19 protein-coding genes, 1 tRNA gene, 2 rRNA genes and 2 pseudogenes (1 of these 24 running past the window's edge) are annotated in these 22,348 nt (G+C 60.5%); 14 read left to right on the top strand and 10 right to left on the bottom strand.

The annotated features are described in order from the left end of the window. The 6 genes from ASE70_RS06865 to ASE70_RS06840 all read left to right on the top strand — a co-directional run. A 23S ribosomal RNA gene (locus tag ASE70_RS06865) occupies positions 1–1,715 on the top strand; it begins 1,102 nt to the left of the window's first position. A 101-nt stretch (positions 1,716–1,816) separates the two neighbouring features. Beyond that, positions 1,817–1,931: ribosomal RNA gene (gene rrf, locus ASE70_RS06860) — 5S ribosomal RNA — on the top strand. Positions 1,932–2,004: 73 nt separating this feature from the next. After that, positions 2,005–2,081: transfer RNA gene (locus ASE70_RS06855), tRNA-Met, on the top strand. Between the two features lie 324 nt (positions 2,082–2,405). Continuing rightward, a complete protein-coding gene (locus tag ASE70_RS06850; RefSeq protein ID WP_056502822.1) occupies positions 2,406–5,888 on the top strand; it encodes a hypothetical protein in 3,483 nt (1,160 codons plus the stop codon). Then, positions 5,885–6,352, top strand: a complete 468-nt coding sequence (locus ASE70_RS06845; protein ID WP_056502819.1) for a response regulator transcription factor — start codon at positions 5,885–5,887, stop codon at positions 6,350–6,352. The genes ASE70_RS06850 and ASE70_RS06845 overlap by 4 nt, the downstream gene beginning before the upstream one ends. Further along, the gene (locus ASE70_RS06840; protein ID WP_056502816.1) at positions 6,349–7,584 is read left to right on the top strand and encodes a phosphorylase family protein; all 1,236 of its coding nucleotides are present in this window, start codon (positions 6,349–6,351) and stop codon (positions 7,582–7,584) included. Before ASE70_RS06845 ends, ASE70_RS06840 begins: the two co-directional genes overlap by 4 nt. On the opposite strand, the gene ASE70_RS06835 is transcribed toward ASE70_RS06840, so the two are convergent. The 5 genes and pseudogenes from ASE70_RS06835 to ASE70_RS06815 form a co-directional block, all read right to left on the bottom strand. Further along, the gene (locus tag ASE70_RS06835; RefSeq protein ID WP_082450820.1) at positions 7,581–7,961 is read right to left on the bottom strand and encodes a transposase; all 381 of its coding nucleotides are present in this window, start codon (positions 7,959–7,961) and stop codon (positions 7,581–7,583) included. The genes ASE70_RS06840 and ASE70_RS06835 overlap by 4 nt on opposite strands. A gap of 135 nt (positions 7,962–8,096) precedes the next feature. Beyond that, the gene (locus ASE70_RS06830; RefSeq protein WP_056502814.1) at positions 8,097–8,699 is read right to left on the bottom strand and encodes a plasmid pRiA4b ORF-3 family protein; all 603 of its coding nucleotides are present in this window, start codon (positions 8,697–8,699) and stop codon (positions 8,097–8,099) included. Continuing rightward, positions 8,696–9,826, bottom strand: a pseudogene (gene tnpC, locus ASE70_RS06825) (IS66 family transposase); the annotation flags it as partial. The pseudogene tnpC and the gene ASE70_RS06830, both read right to left, overlap by 4 nt. Positions 9,827–9,904: 78 nt before the next feature. Continuing rightward, positions 9,905–10,315 carry a thermonuclease family protein gene (locus ASE70_RS06820; RefSeq protein ID WP_056502811.1) on the bottom strand — a complete coding sequence of 137 codons (411 nt, stop codon included), beginning with the start codon at positions 10,313–10,315 and terminating at the stop codon, positions 9,905–9,907. Positions 10,316–10,318: 3 nt separating this feature from the next. After that, positions 10,319–10,555 (bottom strand): hypothetical protein, encoded by a 237-nt coding sequence (locus ASE70_RS06815; protein ID WP_082450819.1) that lies wholly within the window; start codon positions 10,553–10,555, stop codon positions 10,319–10,321. 135 nt (positions 10,556–10,690) lie between these two features. Between ASE70_RS06815 and ASE70_RS06810 the strand changes: the two genes are divergently transcribed. The 8 genes and pseudogenes from ASE70_RS06810 to ASE70_RS06790 all read left to right on the top strand — a co-directional run bounded on the left by ASE70_RS06810 (position 10,691) and on the right by ASE70_RS06790 (position 15,671). Then, positions 10,691–10,891: a hypothetical protein gene (locus tag ASE70_RS06810; RefSeq protein WP_056502807.1), complete on the top strand. Its 201-nt coding sequence runs from the start codon at positions 10,691–10,693 to the stop codon at positions 10,889–10,891. Between the two features lie 51 nt (positions 10,892–10,942). Continuing rightward, positions 10,943–11,368: a LexA family protein gene (locus ASE70_RS06805; protein ID WP_056502804.1), complete on the top strand. Its 426-nt coding sequence runs from the start codon at positions 10,943–10,945 to the stop codon at positions 11,366–11,368. Continuing rightward, positions 11,329–11,759, top strand: a pseudogene (locus ASE70_RS20970) (Y-family DNA polymerase); the annotation flags it as partial. The gene ASE70_RS06805 and the pseudogene ASE70_RS20970, both read left to right, overlap by 40 nt. Further along, complete coding sequence (locus ASE70_RS06800; protein ID WP_443024854.1) at positions 11,736–12,635, top strand: DinB/UmuC family translesion DNA polymerase; 900 nt, start codon at positions 11,736–11,738, stop codon at positions 12,633–12,635. The pseudogene ASE70_RS20970 and the gene ASE70_RS06800, both read left to right, overlap by 24 nt. A gap of 322 nt (positions 12,636–12,957) precedes the next feature. Then, positions 12,958–13,149, top strand: coding sequence for a helix-turn-helix domain-containing protein (locus ASE70_RS21065; protein WP_443024849.1), 192 nt, complete (start codon positions 12,958–12,960; stop codon positions 13,147–13,149). Between the two features lie 104 nt (positions 13,150–13,253). Then, the gene (locus ASE70_RS19100; protein WP_162235940.1) at positions 13,254–13,658 is read left to right on the top strand and encodes a helix-turn-helix domain-containing protein; all 405 of its coding nucleotides are present in this window, start codon (positions 13,254–13,256) and stop codon (positions 13,656–13,658) included. Positions 13,659–13,749: 91 nt separating this feature from the next. Then, positions 13,750–15,204: a site-specific DNA-methyltransferase gene (locus ASE70_RS06795; RefSeq protein WP_162235939.1), complete on the top strand. Its 1,455-nt coding sequence runs from the start codon at positions 13,750–13,752 to the stop codon at positions 15,202–15,204. Further along, on the top strand, positions 15,204–15,671 hold the full coding sequence (locus tag ASE70_RS06790) for a phage terminase small subunit P27 family (RefSeq protein WP_056502798.1): 468 nt from the start codon (positions 15,204–15,206) through the stop codon (positions 15,669–15,671). The genes ASE70_RS06795 and ASE70_RS06790 overlap by 1 nt, the downstream gene beginning before the upstream one ends. Here ASE70_RS06790 and ASE70_RS06785 read toward each other — a convergent pair. The 5 genes from ASE70_RS06785 to ASE70_RS19550 form a co-directional block, all read right to left on the bottom strand. Continuing rightward, entirely contained in the window at positions 15,656–15,976 is a 321-nt protein-coding gene (locus tag ASE70_RS06785; RefSeq protein ID WP_056502795.1) for a hypothetical protein, read from the bottom strand. The genes ASE70_RS06790 and ASE70_RS06785 overlap by 16 nt on opposite strands. 255 nt (positions 15,977–16,231) lie before the next feature. After that, positions 16,232–18,901 carry an AAA family ATPase gene (locus ASE70_RS06780; protein WP_235519648.1) on the bottom strand — a complete coding sequence of 890 codons (2,670 nt, stop codon included), beginning with the start codon at positions 18,899–18,901 and terminating at the stop codon, positions 16,232–16,234. Positions 18,902–19,138: 237 nt separating this feature from the next. Beyond that, positions 19,139–20,008: a hypothetical protein gene (locus ASE70_RS06775; protein WP_056502792.1), complete on the bottom strand. Its 870-nt coding sequence runs from the start codon at positions 20,006–20,008 to the stop codon at positions 19,139–19,141. 43 nt (positions 20,009–20,051) lie between these two features. Beyond that, positions 20,052–21,482, bottom strand: a complete 1,431-nt coding sequence (locus tag ASE70_RS06770; RefSeq protein ID WP_162235938.1) for an RES family NAD+ phosphorylase — start codon at positions 21,480–21,482, stop codon at positions 20,052–20,054. Next, on the bottom strand, positions 21,446–21,634 hold the full coding sequence (locus tag ASE70_RS19550; RefSeq protein ID WP_156356074.1) for a hypothetical protein: 189 nt from the start codon (positions 21,632–21,634) through the stop codon (positions 21,446–21,448). The genes ASE70_RS06770 and ASE70_RS19550 overlap by 37 nt, the downstream gene beginning before the upstream one ends. Positions 21,635–22,348: the final 714 nt, after the last annotated feature.

Here is a 22,348-nt window from a genome sequence, read left to right as displayed (position 1 = left end):
ACAACCAGGAGGTTGGCTTAGAAGCAGCCATCCTTTAAAGAAAGCGTAACAGCTCACTGGTCTAAACAAGGGTTCCTGCGGCGAAGATGTAACGGGGCTCAAGACACGCACCGAAGCTTAGGGTGTGGATTTAACTCCACGCGGTAGCGGAGCGTTCCGTACGCCTGTGAAGCGATCTGGTAATGGGTCGTGGAGGTATCGGAAGTGCGAATGCAGACATGAGTAGCGATAAAGAGGGTGAGATGCCCTCTCGCCGAAAGACCAAGGGTTCCTGCGCAAGGCTAATCCGCGCAGGGTGAGCCGGCCCCTAAGACGAGCCCGAAGGGGGTAGTCGATGGGAACCACGTTAATATTCGTGGGCCTGGTGGTGTGTGACGGATGGCGTGTGTTGTCGGATCTTATCGGATTGATCCGGCTTCGAAGCTGTCCCGGGAAATAGCCCCACCGTATAGACCGTACCCGAAACCGACACAGGTGGTCAGGTAGAGTATACCAAGGCGCTTGAGAGAAGTGTCCTGAAGGAACTCGGCAAATTGCCTCCGTACCTTCGGAAGAAGGAGGCCCCAACTAAGCGCAAGCTCTGTTGGGGGGCACAGGCCAGGGGGTAGCGACTGTTTAGCAAAAACACAGGGCTCTGCTAAGTCGGCTTCAAGACGACGTATAGGGCCTGACGCCTGCCCGGTGCCTGAAGGTTAAGTGGAGGGGTGCAAGCTCTGAAATGAAGCCCAGGTAAACGGCGGCCGTAACTATAACGGTCCTAAGGTAGCGAAATTCCTTGTCGGGTAAGTTCCGACCTGCACGAATGGCGTAACGACTTCCCCACTGTCTCCAGGACATGCTCAGCGAAATTGAATTCTCCGTGAAGATGCGGAGTACCCGCGGTTAGACGGAAAGACCCCGTGCACCTTTACTGCAGCTTCAGAGTGGCATTAGGAAAGAACTGTGTAGCATAGGTGGGAGGCTTTGAAGCGTCGGCGCCAGCTGACGTGGAGCCATAGGTGAAATACCACCCTGTTGTTTTCTGATGTCTAACCTGCGCCCATGAAACTGGGCGAGGGACCCTCTGTGGCGGGTAGTTTGACTGGGGCGGTCGCCTCCTAAAGAGTAACGGAGGCGCGCGAAGGTTGGCTCAGGACGGTTGGAAACCGTCTGTTAGAGTGCAATGGCATAAGCCAGCCTGACTGCGAGACTGACAAGTCGAGCAGAGACGAAAGTCGGTCATAGTGATCCGGTGGTCCCTCGTGGAAGGGCCATCGCTCAACGGATAAAAGGTACGCCGGGGATAACAGGCTGATAACCCCCAAGAGCTCATATCGACGGGGTTGTTTGGCACCTCGATGTCGGCTCATCACATCCTGGGGCTGGAGCAGGTCCCAAGGGTTTGGCTGTTCGCCAATTAAAGTGGTACGTGAGCTGGGTTCAGAACGTCGCGAGACAGTTTGGTCCCTATCTGCCGTGGGCGTCGAAATTTGAGAGGAGTTGCCCCTAGTACGAGAGGACCGGGGTGAACATACCTCTGGTGTACCTGTCGTCGTGCCAACGGCGCAGCAGGGTAGCTATGTATGGACGGGATAACCGCTGAAAGCATCTAAGCGGGAAGCCTCCCTCAAGATAAGATTTCTTAGGACGGTCGGAGACCACGACCTCGATAGATCGGATGTGGAAGCGCGGTAACGCGTGAAGCTAACCGATACTAATTGTCCTATTCACGCTACGAGAGTTCACACCCCCAACGTCAGCACTGGATGCCGACGGGCGGCGTGGTTGAAACCCCCAGCCTTACATCGATTTGAAAAACCGTGCACCGCCTTCATTGCCTGGTGGCTATAGCGTCTGTGAACCACCCGATCCCATCCCGAACTCGGCCGTGAAACCAGCCTGCGCCAATGGTACTATCGCTCAAGCGATGGAAGAGTAGGTCGTCGCCAGGCATTGAAGCCGGTGCACACAAACCATTCACAATCTCAAACACACCCCTTCCGCCCACTCGGGCGACCAAGGTGTCGCGGGGTGGAGCAGCCCGGTAGCTCGTCAGGCTCATAACCTGAAGGTCACAGGTTCAAATCCTGTCCCCGCAACCATACCTTAGCGGGCTTTGTTGCGTTCTAAGCCAGCGCTGCATACTGCGCTAGGTATCCAACAGGTAGCAAGCTGGAGCGAAATCCTGCGTATGCCCCTGCCCCACCACGGCAGCGCGGGTGGAAAACGGCCCGTCGGGTTCGGGGCGACAAAAATCCCTTAACGGCCTCTCATTCAGCCTAGATTGGCCGGCAGCTACGCCCCCTCCATCAGCAAAAAAAAACTTAGCCTTAGTAAGCCGAGGCTGACGTCATATCGCCTATTCATCGTTCGATACGTCAGAATGGCTTGCTCTCGGCGATCTCCCGACTGCACATGTCAACGCAATGAAATCGCATCGTTTAAGCCCGCTCAAGACGACCAGACGGTCTCAGCTCAACTGGTCCAAGCTTTTTCGGCAGCAGGTCGGCATCCGGCGAAACCCGCGGGCGGCGCTCCAAGCTATACGAGCCGACCTAGCCCCTGAGCAAACTCGCCCCTTCTTCGCCGAACTCAGCCGCAACGGAATGTTCATCGCTGCGATTGCGCCGAAGAGCACGCCGCGCCGTTTTGCCGATCTGGGCGCTGGCGCGCGCATGTTGCCGCACGATCTTGCCTCAGACCTTGTTTGGACAGGAGAAGTGATTGCGATCTTTCGGGGCATAATCGGACAATTCATTGTTCATGAAGCTGCATACGAGACAGCGTGGCTCGCTGGCGATTTCGCGGCGGCGGGCGAGGCCCTCGATCGGCTAGAGGCGGATCTGGGACTGTCACTTTGGCTCATTGGCCGGCGCATTTCTCTGCTCCGCGCCCAAGGAACTAGCCAATCCGCTGACTATGTGAGTACGCTAATCGCCGAAAACAGTGCTGGCACTCTTCATGGCTGGCTGGTCTATATGATGAGCTACCGCGCCGATCACAACGTCTCACCGGCCGCCTATGTGCGGCGGGTGGAAGAGACGATCGCGAGCAGTCAGCTCACGGCACCGTCTCGAACGCAGCTGCGCTACTATGCGCTCTCGAGCCCGCCCTTGGGTCGCGAGGCGAGCGCCGTTCTACTCGGCGCGTGCGAAAACCTGCCCATCGTTGATCGTTACATCGCACTGCTCGACGTTGCACAAGCTCTCGCCTGTGACCGCGAACTGCCGCCCGGTATGCGCGACGAATTGACACTGATAATCCGCCGGCTAAGCGATGCCGTACCCGATGATCGCCTCGCATTACTCGATGCCGTGCTGGACCCAAGCGGGTCATTACGACTTATCGCACGGCTCGAACCAGAAACCGCCGATGCCTATACGAGCGGCGCCTACGCCCAAACGCTTGAGCGCATTGCGGAGGAGTTGGTCCGCGATCGCTCGCGTACCAACCTTTATAGCTTGGCGGCGCGAGCATCGCTGCGCACTGACACCGTGGTCCACTTCCCCCCGCCGATCGGCGAATTAGTGCGCCAGATGGCCTCGGTCCACGTCTTCGCCGATGACGACGCCACGACCACCATAGCGCTCATGCGCGAGGCATTGGTCGCGGCGCATAGGCCCCTCGCCGCCTCGATCCGCTCGCTTTTCAGCGGCAGATCAACCGATCCGAGTGAAATCAGTGCTGATGCCGCGATCGAAGCGCTGAATAGCTCCAAATTGACGCCGCTCCAGCTGCGTAATTTGCCGGTTGCCGATCCCGTTGCATTGCTAGATGCGGCGATCGCTGGGCATCCGAACTCGCTTTCGCTCCGCCTGCAACGCGCAGTGCTAGCGTTTGGCGAGGTCGAGCTCGACACCGCGCTGCGCGCACAGCTGCCCGCGGATCGCCAAGCGCTTTACACGGCGCGCGCTTTCACCCGACTTGGGCGTCACGATGATGCCATAGTCATGCTTCGGCCCCTTCTAGAGCACGAAGTCAGCGCGGTCGCAAACGATGCGCTGCGCGAGCTGTTTTTAGCTTATAGGGCTGCGGGCCGCCGCGAGGAAGCACTGCGCGTTGTCGCAGACGCCCATCGGCGCAATCCCAAGCTCCAAGCGATGTTCCGGCTCGCTTTGCTGCTGGACGAGATCGAGCAGGGAACGGACAGGCCGCCCTTTGGTGAGATCGCGCTCTCAATTGCCTACCATGTCGCTAATCAGTTCGGGAGCGATGCGCGCGCCGGTGCCGAAGCTGACGCCGCCGAAGAATACGCGCTTAGCCTAGGCGCAACACTTCCCTCGCAGATCGATCCCCATACGACCGGCGTTGATGTGGAGCTTTTCAATATTTACCTTGATCAGGTTTGCTCCCCCTCAATCCTTGATAAGTTCATGGCGATCGAGAATGCTGGGCAGGTTGAGACTGAACGACTAGAGATTTGCCGTATTCTGTCGGAACGCGACCCGATCGGACGGCAGCGCTATCTCGACGAGATTCGCGAGATCACCCGTCGTCGGGTGGTGCGCGAACGCTTTGAGCAAGTCGAGCGAACCAAGATCTATGTCGATACTGACGGCGTCAAACGGCAAGCCGAAAAAACGCTACGCGATACCTATACTCGCTTTGCGGCGGCTCTCGCGGACGATGGCGAGGCGAGCGAGCGCATGCGGATGATGCGTAAGGTGCAGGAGATTCTGTCTGAGATCGACGCCGACGGTGTTAGGATTCACTTTTCCGACCTCCCGGCAAACGAGCGCGAGTTGATGTTCGAGCGGCTCGTGCGCGATTTTATGCGCATGCTTATTTCAAGCCAAGAATATGGCCTTGAGGCGTATCTGAGCACGCGCGTGCGGCACGGGACTATGGGTAACCAGCTGCGAAGCGCCTTCGAGGTGAATTCGCTAATTACGCAGCGCAACGGTGGCACGTATCAGCCGGACCGCTTTTGGCCGGAAGCGCTCAACTTGGGCTATAGTCCGCTCGCGGGATGGCTCTCCGAGCGGCTCGCGCGCTTTTCCGAGGCGATCGACGGCGCGATTGAAGACTTAGTCCGTCGCCGGGTGCAGGTTCGCTCCGATGCTTGTCCTAACGGTCTCTTTGTTTTTCAGAGCTTCAACTACGATATAATACGGCTGCAGTCCGAGATCGCGCCTGACACAAGCTTTGATGCCTTTCTCGACAGAGTCATCGACCAGTTCTGGCGCGTGCTAGAGCTCAGCCTATCCGCCGTCCGCGCCTACATCGAGGAGAATTTTCTCCAGCTCGTTCACACAATAATCGATGATTTCGAGCGCGACGTAGTGCAGGAGCTCAATACGACAAACTCGTCGCTGCTGCGTGCCGCGATCGCGGCGGCGCGTACCCAAATGAGTGTCACCCTTGCGAATGTAGCCAATTGGTTCACTCTGGCACGTGACATGGAGCGGCCAGATTACGAGTTCGGCGTCGCTGTTGAGGTGGCAACCGAAAGCATCCGCGTCTGCCACCCTAGCCTCAATGTCCAGCTGACGAGACTAGATGAGGTTGCTTTCGAATGTCGCGGTCGCAGCCTCGAAAGCCTCGTCTACCTCTTGTTCACGGCGATGGACAACGCGGTAGCTCATAGCGGGTTTGTGGACGTGGCGCCTGAAATTGCGCTTGAGACCACCTTGTGCGATGGGTGGCTTGAGATGACGCTGACCAACAGCTGCGTACCGGAAGCCGATTTTCAAGCGATCAATGTCACGCTTGCAGAATTGCGCGCGCGCCTCGATGCCGAGGAGAACAGGGAAAATCTGACCGTCACGGAAGGCGGAACTGGTTATGCGAAGATCATCCGCATCCTGCGGCATGACCTGCTCACTCGTTTCGTGCTCGAGTTTGGGTATCACAGCGACGCCGAGTACGTGGTGAAGATAGGAGTCGAAGAAAGGGCAATCGTGAAATGATCGCGCTCATTATCGAAGATGATGACCTCAAGATGGACCGCTTGCGGGGCTTCCTCGCCAACGAGGCACCAGCGGTTCAGATCGAGGTTGCCCGATCTTACAAATCCGGCCTGCTTGCCCTTGTCGGACTGCAGCCAGAGCTGGTGCTGCTAGACATGACGCTGCCGAGCTTTGATATCCAGCCGGGCAGTGACGGCGGCCGGCCTTTGAACCTGGGCGGCAAGGATCTGCTGCGGCAGATCAAGCGCCGCGACATGCGATGCTGCACGATCGTAGTCACCGGGTTCGACACCTTCGGCAGCGGCGCCACGCCCGTCACCCTCGCTCAGCTTGATGGCGAGCTCATGCGCGAGTTCAGCGAGATTTACCTCGGATCAGTCTATTTCAACGCGGCCACTGAGGACTGGCGCCACCGCTTGCGCGAACTTGTCCGTACCGTTCCACAGTTGGAGGCAGGCGCATGAGGATCCTTGTAGTCGAGGATGATGGCGCGAAGCTGCGCAACATCGTGTCGACCTTAGTGGATATCGAAGGTGTCGGTCTTCGGGATATTAGCCATGTCGGCGACGCCGCCGGAGCCAAGCGCTTTCTGCACGAGAGCAATGTTGATCTTGTGGTTCTTGATCTGCATTTGCCGGACAGGATGGATCTCCCGCCGCAATCATCGGGCGGACTCGACTTCATGCGGTCAATTTCCACGCGGCCGAACTTCTTTGTGCCGCCGCATGTAGTTGCGATGACCGGGAATCCCGACGCGCTTGCACTTCCCGGGCAAGATGTCGGCGATTTATGGGGTATAATTCGCTACGATGCGAGCGATGGCAGATGGCGAGAGCAGCTTGCAAGTCGCGTGCGTTATGCCTTGGCGGCCTGGCGTTCGATGCTTGGGCGACCGCGTGAAACCCGCGCTTGCGACATCGCCATTGTCACCGCCCTAGGCGATGAGCTGACGGGCCTTCTGCGTCAACGCGAGCTCAATTGGTCGGAGCACGCCTTCGAGGGCGATAGCACCGTTTACCACGAAGGTATTATCGAGAGCAGGGGCGGCCCGATGCGGGTGGTCGCGGCTAGCGCAGGCCGGATGGGGATGGCGGCAACCGCCTCGCTCGCCTCCAAGATCATCGATCTTTACCGCCCGAACTGGATCGGTATGGCAGGGATCACGGGCGGCATTCGTGGGCGAGTTCAACTGGGGGACGTACTAGTCGCAGATCCAAGCTGGGATTGGGGCTCCGGCAAGTATGAAGTAGTCAGCGGCGAGCCCCGCTTTGCCGCTAGCCCCGATCAACTGCGGCTCAGTCCTGACATTCGCCCGGCGCTGATGAGTGCAGCAGGAAATGAAGCGATGCTCGCCTCTCTCCGAAGCTCATTCGCCGGGACGCGTCCTTCACATTCCGTCCAGTGCCATGTTGAAGCTGTTGCAAGCGGCGCCTCGGTTCTCGGCGACGAAGCGGTGGTCGAGGCGATCAAGGCGCAGAACCGCAAGCTGCATGGCGTTGAGATGGAAATTTATGGTCTAATGATGGCGGCCGAAACCTGCGCACGACCGCGGCCCATCGCCTTTTCCGCCAAATCAGTTTCGGATTTTGCCGATACCACGAAGGATGACGACTACCGGGCTTATGCAATCCATGTGAGCTCAAGCTTCATAATTGAGTTTATTCGCCAATATCTTAGCCCCGTTGAACGAACCTAGGCATCGTGGACAAAGGGCAGCCAGAGCAGGACTGATGCGAGGCTGACGAAGCCGATGTAGGACTCGGCGGTTTTGTCGTACCGGGTGGCGACCCGCCGCCAGTTCTTGAGTTTGTTGAACATGCGCTCGATCTGGTTGCGCCAGCGGTACTTGACCCGATCATGCGCAGCCGGGTCGCGACGGTTGCGCCGGGCCGGGATCACGGCCTCGACGTCCATGCTGTTCAGGGTGTCGCGAACCGCATCGCTGTGATAGCCTTTGTCTGCAAGCAAAGCGTCGATCCGGTCAACGATCATGCGCATCAGGGGGCCAAAACCTTGCGTGTCGGTAAGCGTCCGGTCTTCCCCGCCTTGCAGGCGAGGTGATGGACAAGCCACAGGTGCGGCACTGTGGCAGACACCGGTGCGGCATCATGGCGACGCGAATTATCGAGATGGTTGGTACCGAACCGCGGCGACGGTTCAGCGACGATGACAAGGCACGGATGTAAGCGTGGCCGGCAGACAGCCTTGTTATTGAGCGCGGCTCTTCTGGTAGGCGAGTTTGCCTGCGTGGCGGCGGATGGCGATGGCGACGACGGCGCGGCGAGTGAGGCGTTCGTCGATGTCGTCGGCGTTGTAGGGGCCGCCATACCATTCACGTAAGCGGTCATGTTCCTCGTGTTTGGGGTCGGCCATGGCGTCAAGGAACATCTCGAACCCAGGCAGGCCGCCGACATCCTCGGGCGGGCAGCGCCGGGCGCCATCGACGAAGCGCGGATATTTGGCGTCGGGTTCGCCGGGGCCGACCGTCTCGATGGTGATGGTGTGCCGCCAGTCGTCGCCCATGTCGTAGGTGTAGGCGAGTTCCCGCACGCCCCGGTCGATGAGCGTCGCGAGCTTCAGGTTCTTTGCAGCGGTCATGCCGCTCTCTGGCCACATCGGGTCGGGGATGCCGTAGCGCCGGTCGCCGGCCTCGAAATGCCACAGATGGTAGTCCTCCCAGCCCATCGCGGCCTGGACGATGTCGTGGAGCATCTTGAGGCTGGCGGTGACCGGCACGTCGACCCGGCGCCAGATGGCGGGCTCTATGTCGTCCAGGACGATATGCAGGCGGGCGATGGTCTCGGCGCTCATGCCGCCAGTCTGGCAGGTTCGGGAAACCAGTTCCACGGCATCAGTTCGTTCCAGCGGCTGGCAGGCCAGTCGCCTGCGACTTTGGCGACGACATCGGCGATATAGGCGTGCGGGTCGACGCCGTTCGCCTTGCAGGTCTGGATGACGGTGTAGATGGCTGCAGCGCGCTCGCCGCCTGCGCGCGAACCGGCGAAGAGCCAGTTGCGGCGTCCGACGGCGACACCGCGCAGCGCACGTTCCGCGATATTGTTGTCGATCTCCAGGCGACCATCATCCAGGAACCGGCCCAGCGCCAGCCAGCGTTTGGTGCCATAGGCGATGGCCTTCGCCATATCCGACCTGGGCGACAGACGGCGCAGGGCGGCGTCGAGCACGGCGCGCAGGTCATCGACCGGCAACCGGCTTTTGTCCTGACGGGTTCGGCATCGCATACCCGGCGGTTGACCGCGGACCTCGGCCTCGACAGCGTAAAGCGTGCCGATCCGCTCGAGGATGTCGGTCGTCAGCGGCGTGGGCGACCGCTCGTGCAGATCGAAGACCTTGTGCCGGAAATGTGCCCAACACGCGACTTCGGTCACGCCGCTGCGGTAGAGCCCGTCATAGCCGGCATAGGCATCGGCCTGGAGAAAACTGCGAAAGCCAGCGAGATGGGCCAGCGGGTGCGCAGCGGTGCGGTCTGGCGTGAAGCGATACCAGGTCGCACGAGGTGCCGTGCTGCCGGATGCCTGGTCGTCGGCCGCGTACACCCATAGACGCCCGGTGGCGGTCTTGCCCCGACCGGGGTCGAGCACCGGCGCGGGCGTGTCATCGGCATGGATCTTATCGGCCTTGAGCGCCTCGTCGCGGATGCGGCTGACGATGGGGTCGAGGAGTGCCGCGGCTTGTCCGGCCCAACCCGCCAGCGTCGAGCGGTCGATGTCGAGCCCTTGCGCGGCCATCATCTCGGCCTGGCGATAGAGCGGCAAATGGTGGTCGAACTTGGAGACGACGACATGCGCCAGCGTCGCGAAGGTCGCCTTGCCCCGCGCGATGGCGCTCACCGGCGCGGGTGCCTGGATGATCTTGTCGCAGGACCGACAGCTATATTTGGGGCGGACGTTGCGCACGGCCCGCCAGCGTATGCGCACCGACGGGGCTGATGATGCACCTGGTCAATCCGGCGGCGGTGGGCGTGGACTGCCCGCGATATCCGGGCACCATTGTCGCTATTTGCACTCGCCCATACGGTACTGCCGCCAATAGCGATCCCATCTGACAGCCGCCCCACCGGCAATGGCGGCACAGGATAGTGACCGTCCGTCCGGTAGGGCGCATCGGGCCACGATGCGGCTGTAGCTCTTGCCGGTCGGCTGGCAGGACAGGCGCTTGCCCATGGTCAGGCCGGACATGATGCGCTGCGCTCGTTCAGCCGCCTGATCATCGCAGGTGTAGTTCGCCCGCCGGGCATCCGGCCGGCGGCACGGCTCGGCGCTTTCGAAATCGGGTGCCTGAATGCCGGCGACGCGGATCTTCTCACCTGATCGGCACCACAGTGGTCCATCGCCGTCGTGAACTTTGATCACGTCGCAGGTGAAGGAGGGCAGGGCGGCGGCGGCAATCAACGTGACGATAAGCATCCGTTACGCCGCCATCCAGTCGCACTCGGCGTCATCAACCGCGGCAAAGGCATCGCCGTCAGCTTGTTGCTTGCGGAGGTGGCCGCGCACCGCTTCCGGGTCGCCGTTCTTTGGAAACGTCCGGTCAGCGCGGGCGGCATCGGCAATACCATCTACCCAGTCGCCGCGGTCGCGCTGGGTCAGCAGCCACTTCCCGAACGGCATCTTTTCGGCGGGTTGGTCGTCATCGTAATCGGTCATGATCAGGCCCTTCGGATGTCAGCCGGCGGTATCGCATCAAACCGATGTTCACGCAATGTTCTTGCGAATCAACCCATCATGCGCCTAGCTATGGCCACGCCGCACCCGCGGTGATCGCCACTGCCGGAGGACGAAATGCAGCATGATCTGCAACTGCGCGCGGCTGCCCGCGCCATTTACGAGAACGTGTATCCGTCCGACGAGTGGGTGCCGATCGGCTTCGAGGAGGCCGAGCGGTACGGCACGGTCCACTACCGGCAGGCGGTAGGTGCGGCACAGGACGCGCGAGCCGTGCTGGCCGTCCCTCACCAGCTGCCGCTGCCTGCGATTCTGTAGGTGACACGCCCCACTCGGCCCCGCCTGTCGATCGTGGTGCCGGCCCGGCCCATGGCCGCCTTGACCCTTCATGACATCCCGTTCGAGCTGGTGCCGCAAGAAGTGCCGTTCTTCCTCTGCAATACGCCGGCCGGGTTCCCGTCGCCGGCGCAGGACGACATGCAGGAGCCGATCGATCTTGGTGCCTGGCTCGTCGAGCACCCGGCCGCCAGTTACATCATGCGCGTCGATGGCCAGTCGATGGCAGGCGCCGGCATCAACGACGGTGATTTGATCGTCGTGAACCGGGCCAAGAAGCCGCAGTCGGGCGCCATCGTCGTGGCGCTGGTGTTCGGCGACCGGACGCTGAAGCGCCTGCGCTATGTCGATGGCAGGCATTGGCTGGTGCCGGAGGCTGACGGGTTCGCCAAGATTCTGGTGGACGAGCATGTCGAGATATGGGGCGTCGTCGTCGGCGTCGCCCGCAAGATGGCATGAGCCCGCCGATCGCCCTCATAGATTGCAACAATCACTACGTCTCGTGCGAGCGGGCGTTCGATGCCAGCCTCGTCGGCGTGCCGGTGATCGTCCTGTCGAACAACGACGGCTGCGCGATAGCCCGGTCGGCCGAGGCCAAGCGCTGGACATCAAGATGGGCGATCCCATCCACCACCTGCGCGACAAGGTACGGGCACACGGTATCCGCGTGCTGTCGTCCATCTACACGCTCTACGGCGACATGCAGCGCCGGGTGATCGCCACCTGCGAAGCCTTCGCCCGAGATTTCGAGATATATTCGATCGACGAGACATTCCTCGACCTGGCCGGGTTCGAGGATCGCGACCTCGTCGCCCATGCCCATGCCATGCAGGATCAGGTGCGCCAGTGGACTACGATCCCGACCTGCGTGGGCATTGCCGAAACAAAGACACTGGCAAAGCTGGCGAACGCCGCGGCCAAGAAGAACCCCAGCATGGGCGGGGTGGCTGATCTGCGTGACGACGCTTTGCGCGACGACGTCATGCACGCTTTTTCGGTCGGTGATGTCTGGGGCGTCGGCGGCGCCACTGCGCGCAAGCTGACCGATTTGGGTATCATGACCGCCGGGACGCTGCACGACATGCCGATGAAGCAGGCGAGGGCGGTCGGGACGGTTGTGCTGGAGCGGCTGGTCGCCGAGCTGCGTGGGCTGCCATCGGCAGCAGTCGAGATGGTTGCCCCACAGCGCAAGGGCATGGCGGTGACGCGCTCGTTCGGGACGCCGGTGACGACGTTCGACCGGCTGATGGGCGCGCTGACGGAATACGCGATGCGCGCCGGCGAGAAGCTGCGGCATCATGGGCTGGTTGCCGCCCGGCTGACGGCGTTCTTCCACACCAACCGGCACAAGCCTGATCGGCCCCAATATGCCGGGTCACGAATGGTGACGCTGCATCCGATGACCAACGACAGTCTGGAATTGATCGCAGCGGCGCGGCGGGCCGCGGAGCGGGCGTGGTGGGATGGCTACGCTTCTACCAAGGCCGGGATCATGCTCGACGATCTCGTGGCCGCTGACATACGCCCCCGGACGCTGTTCGAGGAGGATGCCGACAAGCGGGCCCGATTGATGGGGGCGCTGGATGAGATCAACGGGCGGTTCGGCAAGTGGACGGCTGTGACGGCGTCGCAGGGCTTCAAGCGGGAGTGGAAGCTGCCATCCGAGATGCGGTCGCCGTCCTGGACGACGAGCATCGCTGAGGTGCCGACGGTAAGGGCTCGATAGTACAAAAACCGAAGCGCTGCTGATTCGTTCTTAGCCGCCTCGTCAACTGTGCCCGCAATGCCGCACCTGTGTTGGGAGTGCAATCAGTGCTCTGAAAACGATTTACGAGCACCAAAAACCTGGCTCGAAAAATAAATTTGTAGATAAGCTATCAACGAGACAAATGGGACCGCTGGGTACATCAAATAATACCCAGCGGTCCCACGAATGGGACCGCTGGGCAAGGCTATCGGATCAGCTATAAATCGGCAATATGGACCTTCGATGGAGGGTGTGTATTAGAGAAAGCCGTCTGTCCACAGGGTTGTATGGAGTATAGACGGTGAGCGGTGATTGCAAATACTTAACACAACGAGAAGTAGCCTCTCGACTTCGGGTTAACGAGCGTACACTTGAGGGATGGCGCTGGCGTCAGATTGGCCCGAGATTTCACCGTTTCGGCGGCAATTCACATGGGGCAATTCGGTACGCCTTAGCGGACATAGAAGCCTATGAAACTGCAACGCGGCGCTGATCATGACACAGCCCGATAAGCATCAGCCAGCTGCACGCTTTCATGCAGTAGCGCGCCTACTCGACATAGCTTTGGACGAGCCCATCCGTGGGGCTACGGGTAAGATGATCCTCGTCGTCATGGCACGTCGCGCGAACAACTCAGGCAAATGTTACGCCTCGATCCCACGGATCGCGAAAGAAGCCGGGTGCCACGAACCTGCCGTTCGGACTTGGCTTACTAAATTTCAAAAAGATGGGCTTTTGCTGGAAATTATTGGTGGAAGCGGTCGTCAGACACGTTGCTTTGTCGTGTTTCCCGGCATGATCGATAGCGGTCTTCACCCCCTATCGAAAGCTTCGTCTACCCCTATCGGTTCTGACACCCAGAATCTTAAGAATCAAAACTTGAATCCGCGCCGCAGCTCGGTTGAGCCGCAGCGGCGCGCACCGTCTTTCCAGGATGGCGTATCGTCGTTGGAGTCGTGGAAAGTATATCGTCCGCAGATCGAGGGGGCGGGCGATAGCTGAAACGGGGGGGCGTCAAAACCTCGGCAGTGCCCGCGGGACACCGGCGCTGGGCATAATTTTGTCTGAAAGCGAAAAATGGAAGGGGGGTCAAATGACCAAGCCCAAGACAATACGTCAGTCGAATAAGCGGGTCTCGAATGCCGCCCCGTCCGCATGCAAGGTCAACATCACAAGCACTGATCGCTGGCCGTCATCGAGGCCTCGGATGCGCTTAACAGCCGATCTAGTGCCGTACGCGCGAAACGCCCGCACCCATTCCGGAGAGCAGGTTGACCAGATTGCACGGCTCATTCGCGAGTTCGGCTGGACCACGCCGGTTCTGGTCCGCTCAGAGACCGACGGTGTCATCGCCGGTCACGGGCGTTTGCTAGCGGCAGAGCAGTTAGGCCTGACTGAGGTTCCAACCCTCGAGGCGGTCGGATGGAGTGAGGCCCAGGTCCGAGCCTATGTGCTGGCTGACAACAAGGTTGCATTAAACGCCGGCTGGAATGAGGAATTGTTAGCTGCCGAGCTGAAGGACCTTGTTGAGCTTGGGTTCGACATGGATCTGACAGGATTCACCGACGATGAGCTCGAGGCGCTCAATCCCATCGCGTCGAAGTACCTGACGGAGCCTGATGACGCACCTGACCTTGCGCCCATTCTGGTATCTAGGCTTGGTGATGTCTGGCAGCTCGGCGCCCATCGAGTGATATGCGGCGATAGCACGTCAGCGGCGCATGTTGCCGAGCTCATGGCAGGACACCTGGCGGACGCATGCTGGACCGACCCCCCTTACAATGTCGATTATCGCGGGAAAGCCGGCAAGATCGCAAATGACAGCATGGAAGGGGAGCTCTTCCAAACGTTCTTGACCCAAGCCATGACCGTTGCGTTCGACGTTCTTCAGCCAGGTGCCGCGTGCTACGTCGCGCATGCCGATACCGAAGGGCTGGCATTTCGCTCCGCCTTTCGGTCAGCCGGCTTCAAACTATCAGGCTGCTTGATCTGGCGCAAAAATGCGCTGGTGCTCGGCCGGTCCGATTATCAGTGGCAGCATGAGCCAATTCTGTACGGATGGAAACCAGGAGCACGGCATCGGTGGTATGGTAGCCGCAAGGCAACGACCATCCGTGAGCTCGGAGGGTCAGTGTTCTCGCAAAATGCTGACGGCACCGTCCTGGTCCGGGTAGGCGACGAGTCCCTTATTGTTTCTGGGACCGACTTAAAGGTCCGTCCACTTGAACCAACGGTCTTGTGGATCGATCGACCAACGCGCTCGGCTGAGCATCCAACGATGAAGCCGGTTGAGCTGATCACCCGCATGCTGCGTAACTCGACCAAGCCCGGCGACGTCGTGCTTGATCTGTTTGGCGGCTCGGGATCGACGTTGATCTGCTGTGAGACGTTGGGTCGCGAGGCCAGGCTCTGTGAGCTGGATCCGCGCTTCGTTGATGTCATCGTGCGTCGTTGGCAGGACTTTACGGGCGGCGGCGCAACGCTCGCTGAGGACGGCCGAACGTTCTCAGAAATTGCGGATGCGCGCATTGGGGCGAGCAACCGATAATGGCAGGAAACGGAAACTCGGGCCGCAAACGCAAGCCTACCCAGTTGAAGCTCGTCGACGGCCAACACTACCGTCTTACCGAGCGAAAAAACGAACCGATCGCTATGGGGGAGTTGAGTGATGCCCCCGGCCACTTCAACGATCAGCAGCGGGCTATTTGGGCTTACGCACTACAGCACGCTCCCAGGGGCCTTCTGAAAGCGAGCGATGGTCCCGTGCTTGAGACGTGGTGCGTTGCCCTCTGCCTGCATCGGAAGGCAACCGAGATGGTCAATTCCACGCCTATGATTATCAAGACCGGTAACGGCACCCCAATCCAATCCCCATGGGTTGCCGTTCTCAACAAGCAGGCCATCGTCATGCGGTCGCTCATGTCGGAGCTTGGCTTTTCGCCTGCTGCGCGGGCGAGGATATCGCTCGACGACGAAGAGGAAGACGACCCGCACGCTCACTATTTTGGGGAGTAAGGCCTGCCCGCCGTCGCCTGGACGAGGATCTCGGCGTCAGACGGCGAGAGCGTCAGACCGTGCTTGATCCCGTCCCCGACCGCCTGCACCACCGCATCGGGCCGGTAGGGCCGACCGATCAGCGGGTAGGTGTCGGCGTCGATCGGCGTAAGCAGCTTGTCATGCAGCCGAGCAGCTTTCTCGATCCGTGCCGCACCGAGTGCCTTTTCATGGACCCGGCCGACATCGCGGCGCACCGTGTCGAACAGCGCATAGGGCGTGCGATAGCTGTCGCCGTCGATCCGGGCATCCGTAGCACGATCCACAATCGCAAGGCGACCTACATGCTGTTCTACTCTGGCACGCGCGAGGAGACGAAGATGCGCAGCATGGTCGAGGCGCTGAAAGGCACGTCACGCTCCATCAATATTACTGAAATCAGCGGCTAGAGTTTTCGACAACGCAGATGATTAGTCTAATGCAACTAGGTTAACTCAAAATCTGTAAAACGAGCGCTCCAATTCTATAGAATGAGTCGTTGCTTGATAGCCTGATTTGGCAGTCATCTGCGCGAAGGCAGTTTACTTTTTGGGCTTCATCTGCGGCCGGGCCGCTTCCGCATCGGCCTTGGCCGTTTTGAAATCTGCAACCAGTTGCTCGAGCTCGGTCAGATGTACCGTGAATTCGTCGGGTTTGGGTACGGGCACGGTGTCTGCGGCGGGGTTATCGTGGCTATGTGTATTAGCTCGTGTCATCCCATCATGGAAGCGTATCGCCAGATCGTCGGGCAAGGTCACGTAGCGTAGCATCTGGGTCTGAATGACATCGACACCGCGCCGGACGATCTCGCTGAAGATGATCTCCTCGACCACACGCTCATAGGTATCGCGCAGCCGTCCGTAGAGGTTTTTGAGCGCATATTCATAATCGGCCGGACTGGTCGTGTGGAGCTTGGGCAACGGCGCGAAGCTTTGTTTGATCGTGCCGATGCGCTTGGCAACGTTGAGGCCTTTCCAGACCATGCCCGCGGCATCGATCTTGCCTGCCGCATCCTTATCGCTGAACAAGGCGATCGTCACTGGCTCAATGTCGACACCATCCGCGGCACGACACAGCTCATTGAAGAAGATGATGTCGTGGGTAAACACCACCACTTGGCGGCCCTTTGCCTCCTCGGCGATACGGTCGGCGACCCTCGCGCTGCGGTCACGGTCGAGCGACGAGACCGGATCGTCGATCACGATCGGTCCCGACCCGTCAGTCAGCGCGACTTCTGTCAGAAACCCGGCCAGCGCGAGCGCGCGCTGTTCACCCTCGCTGAGGATCTGCGAGGTTACCTTGGTCAGCTTTGTCTGCGGGTCGACTTCGAACTCGGCTTTGGTCTGTCCACTCTTGCGCGCCAACCCGACCTTGAGATGCAGGATGTCGAAATTGGTACGCTCGGCATCGAAGCGCTTGGTCACCGCCGCCGTCAGATGCGTGTCGATGAGCTCGTTGGCGCGCTTGGTGATCCCTGTCGTGGCGACCAGGGTCAACGCCTTGGCATAAGCAGCGTCGGTGACCATCAGATCGCGCCGGGTAGTGAGCTTGGCCTTGTTGGTGTTGAGGATTTTGAGATCCTCCAGCTCCGCCTTTTCCGTCTCAAGCTTCTGGCGCCCTTCGACCAGGCTCGCCTCGACGAGCGCGGACTTTTCCTCGCCGAGCTTGCTGGACAGCGCAGTGATGGCTTCGACTGGCGAGACGAGCGGCTCAATGCCTGCCAGTTCGCTGCCGTGGAGGCGGGCTTTGGCATTGACATGGCGCCCGGCGATAGCCGCTTGGAACCTCGCCAGAGCATCGGCGAGCCCGCTGTCTCGCGCGCGGACCTGCGCGAGACGCTCGGCAAAATCCTCGCCGACGAAATGCGGGAGCGTGGGGATTTTCGCGAGCGCATCCGATACGGCGGTCTCGGCATTGGTCGCGGCCGTATCGAGCGCATCGTCCATATAGGCCTGGAAACGCTGCATACGGTCGACCGCGCCTGCTTGCAGTGGCTGCTGACATAGCACGCAGGCCGCTTCGCCGGCATCGGTGGCCACGACTGGGAAGGCCTGCTCTGGATAGGCCTCGGTCACCGAATAGTCGCGCGCGGCCTGCCACAGCACGCGCCATGTCGGACTTCCGACACCGTCTAGCGGATCATCGTCGAACAGGGCGCCCGCCGCGAGCTGCGCCGCTTCTCGTGCGGTCACCGCGGTGGTCCACAGCACTGCCAGTGCATCGAGCGCTTCATCGCTGAAGTCGGTGGTCGCGGTCGCACATTCGAGTGCGATCGTGTTGACCCAGGAGAGCAGCGCGCCGAGATCGGATGCGGTGGTCACGCCGGCGGTCAGCAAATTGGGGATCTCGTCGAGCCGCTTGCCATCGTCATCGTCAAAAGCAGTTGCCGCATCGATCGCGGAATCAGTGGTCGCCTTTGTGAGCCCGTGGTTGAAGGTCTGCGCAGTCGTATCGCGGGTGACCGGAAAGGCGATCGCGCTCAGCGCGATCTTGCCGCCAACCGCTGCGCTCTGTTCGGACTCGAGTTTGGTCTTGAAGCTCAGGCATATGGCATTGAGCCGATGCGGCAACGCCAACCCAAAGGGAAGGTACCGGATCTGATTGCCGCCATCGACATAGAGCTGCGCCGACGCGCTGTCGAAAACAGCGACCTGCGCCAATTGTGGCGCCGCAGTCATGCCTGGCGTCCAGGCGATCGGAACGTCGCCCGACCCAAGGTCGACCATGATGTCAGCCCCCTGCGCGGCCGCCCCATCGCCATAGACGTCGGCCAAAACCTTGAGCAGGGCAGGGTTCTCGATCCGGGTCCGACAAGCCGTGCGCAAGATGCGGACAAAACCGCTCTTGCCGCTGCCATTGCGGCCGTAAACGATGGTCAATGCCTTGGGACAGAAGTTGAGAGACGCCTTGTTGACTAGGCGATTGACGCCTTCGACATTGGCAATGCCTTTGAGAACCACCGGCACATGTGTACCGCCGCTGAAATGCGATTTCGCCAACGGGACAGCGGCGGGCGGCTCGCTCGCCAGCGTGAACCCGGCTGCCTGCTTGATCATGGCGAGCAGCTCGCACTCATCGGTCTCGGTCAAGTCGTTGGCGACCGCAAGCCGCCGCAGGCAGTCGCGCCGCCACGATGTCTGCGTCGCCGACCAAGCGATGATGTCGTCGATCGGCTCGTTCGCCATTGCCCCCTCCATGCTGCGTGCGATCATGCCGCGTATCGTCGGCGCTCACCACTTCGAACTTGGGTTGCGACGAATATTCTGACGGGCTGATACGGTCCTGGGCCGTCGAAGGTTTTCGGAGCCAATGACCACGCGAAGACATCACGATGGATTACTGGCATCTCGCGTTGGTTGCCGCTGCTAGATGCACGGACTGCGGCAATCTGCGATGCGACCTGGTGAACATTCCGGGCGCCGGACTTGCGGCTTAGGGCGGCGCGGGAGTCAGCGGTCGTTGTCGAACTTCGCGAAGTTGAGATCGTAGAGCAGTACCGCAATGTCGGTGCCGGTCGCGGCGCAGAAATCGAGCATATGGATGAAGGGGTTGCCGCCGTCCCAGTCGAGCGATTTAAGCTCGACCTCGTACTCGCCAAAATACTCATCGACATCACCAAGTTCGTGATCGCGGAGGACCTTGCCGAGGCTATTGAGTTCCGTCGCATCGATGCCGAACGCACTGATCACATCATCGACCGGCAATCGCTTTTTATCCCGATCCTTCATGCGCTGGGCGACCTTGATCGCGAAATCGCGGGTTGGGAGCGGAAGCCGGCGCAGCCGATCGATGAACTCGACCCAGGTTCTAACATGGTCTTCGCTGTCGACCATCCAACTGTCGCTGATCGCTGCGGCGAGGGCATCGAGGCGCTTGGGATAGTTCGGCTCGGCGCTCGCCGTGCTATCGCGATAGCGATCGACGAACTGCGCTTCGGCGCGCCGAAACCGCGCTTCGTGACGCTCCTTCCACACACGTAATAGTTCGGGAGGAAACTCCGCCTCGCGATCAGGATCGTCGATCCGGTCGTGGCAGAGGCTGCATACCACAAGCAGATTCTCGAACGCCCGCCGTTGCTCGTCGCTTAGGGCGGGATCGTGCCGCGCACCATGCTTGGCGGCATGGATATGCGCGACCTTACCGAGCATCGTCCCACCGGCGTCGACCAGTTCCTGGTTGCATGCCGGATTGGTGCAGCAATTGCCGCTATAAGCGAACAGCTTCTTGATGACGCTGCGTGTGATCGGTAGTCGCTCGGGCAAGGATGCGGGAACAGGCGCGGCCTTTGCCGGCAGCTTCGGCTTGAGCGGCTTCTTCATGCTCCTCCTATAAGCGCTCGGGAAGTTTCTTTAGCGCAGCAGTTCATTCGTTAGGACCAGGCCAAGTCCCCCGCACCTCCACTTGGCGCTTATCGCGGACATAATCGGTCGCGCGGATCGCTTCGACTGCGATCGTCTCGGGCACGACCCGCAAGGTCACCGGACGGGTGTCGTCGAGATCGGGCTGCGTGAAACTGGCCGGCAGCGGTTCAGGCACCGGCGGATCGGGCGGCGGGTTGAGCGCACTCAGCGGATCGGTCGTATCCGGCGCACCGATCTCCCTTAGGCTCAGCGTAATTCCGTCATCGAAACTCTCATCGTCGACATCGACCTCGCGGATCCAGAGATCGAGATAATGCGTGTGGTGCGGGAACGCCTCGACCCGTGCCGAGCGATGAAACAGCATGACATTGCCCACTGCTGATCCGCGTTGGGTCGACTTGTAGAGCAGCCCATCTATCGGCGGCGAAATGCGCTCGGCGAGATACTCGGCAACCACCTGTGTCGGCACATAGCCGAGCGCTTCCTCACCCGGCAGCACAGGCCGCGCGATCTGGTCGCTGAAGGTCTTGAGGAAATGCGCGCGGTCGCGCTTCTCGACGAACGCGGGATCGAACGGGCTGGCGGTGAGTGCGAGCCGGTCGAGCGCGGCGCAGTCGAGCAACCTTAGCGGACGGATAACGTCGAACCGCGCGAGGACGACGTGCGCGCCGACCGGCGGCCGGATTTCCGAGACGCAGGTCGCTGCATCGGTCGCGCCGTAGAAGACCGAAATGCCTGCCGCGTTGAGGCGGCCTGCCGCGCCCTTTCCTGGCGGCAGCGGGCCAATCTGCAGGACAGGCTGCGCAAGGATCGTGCGCAGTTCGGCCTCGCCGGTTGCGACCCGGCCGCGATAGAAGTGGCTGTCCGGCGCGCCCGGCACGATTTCGCGAATGACGCTCGCCGCATCGAAAGTGCGATGCGATTCCAGCTCGGCGAAGATCGTATCGAGCCAAGCTGTAGCTACGTTGTTGAAATAACGCCCGTCCGATCGGAGCGTCTTGCAGAACCGGTCCCAACGCGCGTCCTGCCAGAACATCGGCGTTCGCGCGGGCGCGAAGCCGGTTGAATAATCATAAGGGTTCTGCCGATCCTCGCGCGCTGCGATCTCGCCGAGGCGCTCCTCGAGATAATTCTCAATCCGCCATGCAAGGTCGGCCTCGAGCCCAGCGATCTTTACGAAGATATCGGCTGCGCTTGGACTCTGTTCGTAAGGCGTCCAATCGAAATGAGCCTGGAATGTCTCATCGATCTCCTCGCCAAGCCGAGCCAGCGGGACGGCGTTGCCGTCCTCGCCGCACTCGGCACAAGTCGCGAAGCGGGCTTCGGGCGCGAGCCGCGCGCGAAGATGCGCGTCGCCAATACAGGCCAGACAGATCGGCTCGCCGCCGCTGTCGCTCATCTCTGCACCTCGATCGCACGGCGCACCGCCCACCGGCGGTCTTCGGGAATGTCATGGCCGCGGATCGTGCAGAATGGCGCTGCCTCCCGGCTCGACATGCTTGCCCGCGCGGTCAGCACCGCTTCCGCCTTCGTGTTGTCGATCTGATCCTGCACCGAGCCCTCGCGTGTCCGACTTTCTGTCATCCGTCTCTACTTATATGCGAAATATGGGTTCACGGGATGCCCGCCACCACCGCCGGGGATGCAGCGAACCATGTCCGGCGGTGAGGTCACCGCTATCAGCGCGCCCGTCCAGGCCGAATGGTTCACTTCGCTTCGTTCCAGAGAAGGCTTGAACTACCTTGGTTCAAAGCGCTCAAGAGCAGGATGAACGACTGGCCGGTTCTGGGAAGCGCGAAGGCCCCTCTGAATGGCCACTTCTGGGTCCGCTCAGACACCCGACCTACATTACGATCTGAGGCCCCTTCAGTCATTGAGCGGACTGGAGCGCCATCCCAGAACGGTCGTGTCAGGAATTCTTATCAATCCTGTTTCGTCATGTTCAACACACCGTTTCGGGAAAATGCAATTGGGAACACATTTCAAGAAAGCGGCACTACCCGGTGGTTCGAGACGGCGGACGTTGTCCGGACAATCTCTTTCGACCTTCCCTACCAGGAACGGCATACAAAGGACACGGCGGCGCATATTTGGACCTCAACGGGTCAAAGATAAAATGGTGCATGAATTTTTATTCGACCTGACACCTGAAACCTGCGTACTACAGGGCGGCGATGAGATAACTGAGAAATATGATCGTCATGGCTGTCCCTTTATGCTTCTGATACGCTATGGTAGACTAACGTCCCCTTGATATTCAGCGTCGGCGCGGCTTTTTTTAGCAAAAACGTCAGTCGG

This window comes from Sphingomonas sp. Leaf22, assembly GCF_001421715.1.
Lineage (GTDB): Bacteria > Pseudomonadota > Alphaproteobacteria > Sphingomonadales > Sphingomonadaceae > Sphingomonas.
This window is presented reverse-complemented; position numbering and strand designations above follow the sequence as displayed.